Source organism: Protofrankia sp. Cr1 (assembly GCF_963555865.1).
Lineage (GTDB): Bacteria > Actinomycetota > Actinomycetes > Frankiales > Frankiaceae > Protofrankia.
In genome coordinates this window covers 10,454-12,214 of the sequence record NZ_CAUVXO010000082.1, presented here as the reverse complement: position 1 = coordinate 12,214, position 1,761 = coordinate 10,454, and the positions used below count along the sequence as shown (strand labels likewise).

At 68.5% G+C, this 1,761-nt stretch carries 1 protein-coding gene; it reads left to right on the top strand.

The genetic code is table 11. The features are described 5' to 3' along the window. On the top strand, positions 1-1,761 hold a 1,761-nt coding region (locus tag U9980_RS09660; RefSeq protein ID WP_322767621.1), incomplete at both ends, for an NAD-binding protein.

The following is a 1,761-nucleotide window of genomic DNA, read 5'->3' as shown; positions in this document are numbered from 1 at the left end:
CAGAACAACGGCAGGCCGGTCGCGTTCTATGGCCGGCGTTCTGCGTGCTGTTCACGGTGGCGGCAATCCTGGGTGCGTGGGGGCTGGCGCAGCTGAGCAGGTCCGCCGACCAGTGCCCGCCACCGGCTTCAGCGCCGTGTGGCTACACCGCCGCGGATGTCGTCTACTTCGACGCACAGCTGTTCCTGTTAGGCGCCGAACCCCTGCAGAACGGCGGCCCATTCCCGCTGCCGTTGGAGTTCGCCCGCTTCCTGGCTCCGCTCGCGACCGCGTACGGCGTGGCCGTGTCCGTGTGGAACCTGCTCACCGACCGGCGTCACCGGTGGATGGCCCGCCGGGCCCGGGACCACGCGGTCGTCATCGGCGACGACCTGTTCGCGATGACGCTCGTCCGCCGCCTTCGGGCCGCCGGCGTCCAGGTGGTCGTCATCAGCGCAGACCCCGATCTGGACCGCGCCGAGGGGCTCGTCCAGAGCGCGGCGCTCGTCGTCATCGGCGATGCCTGGGACCAGGCTGTGCTGCGTGCCGCGGGTGTGCCCCGAGCGGCCACCGTGTACGCCTGCCTGCCGGACAGCGCAGCCACCGCCGCGACGGTGGCTGCCGTGGGCGCGCTCGCCGAGCAGGAACCCGACCGGGACGAGCCACTCGCCTGCTATGCACGGCTGGCCGACGGTGAACTGGCGCTCGCGCTGAAGGCACGCCGGGTGGGGTTGTCATCGGCATCGGAGTTCCGGTTGGATTTCTTCACGCCGGAAGAACTCGCCGCGCGCACGCTCGCCGCCCGCATCCTGGAGCCCCATCTTGGTTCCGACGATCCGGTGCCGTCGATCGCGGTCGTCGGCCTGGGCCCGTTCGGTCGCGCGTTCGTCGTGGAACTGGCCAGGCTGTGGCGGGTCCGTGCCGGCGGTCCGCCGCTCCCGCTCGTTCTCATCGACACGAACGCCTCGTCCCAGCTCACTGAACTTCGACAACGCTACCGGCCGGTCGACGCGCACTGTGCGCCCCGGGCAAAGGATGAGGCCGCGCAGAGCTTCGATCTCGCGACGATTCCATGGGAAATTCTTATCCCGGCTACGGTGGATACACCGGAAATACCAGCTATACGACACCTGGTTCTCTGCGATCAGGACGAGGATGCCGCGCTGCGCAGAGGGCTGAACATGGTCCGCGGCGCCGCGGGCACCGGGCAGACCGTGACGGTCTGTGTCGGGCAACGAACCGCTCTCGGCGACCTACTCAATCCCCATCTACTCGATCCCGGGCCGGGAGAGGTGCGGGTGTTCGCAGTCATGGGCGAGGCGGCGGAACCGGGCGAACTGCACAATGACACGCTGACGGCCCTGGCCCGCGCCATCCACGGCCAGTACCTGGTCGATGAACAGGAAAAAGGCGCCACGATCGGCGGAACCGACTCGATGCAGCCGTGGGAGACCCTACGCGCGGACCTGCGGGCGGCAAACCGAAGTCAGGCCGAGGGAATCGGTGCCAAACTCAACGCGGTCAACGCGGTCGTCATCCCGATGACCCACCCGATGACCGATTTCGCCTTCACCGCCGCCGAAACGGACATGCTCGCCCAGTTCGAACACGAGCGCTGGTGTGCGGAGCGACGAAGGGCGGGATGGACCTTCGCCCCGGTTCGCGACGACAGCCGCAAACAGCACAACCTGCTGCGCGACTGGACCGACCTGTCACCTGATCAGCGTGCCAAGGCGACCGCGACCGTCCGTCACCTTCCAAGCCTGCTGGTCGACCACGGCC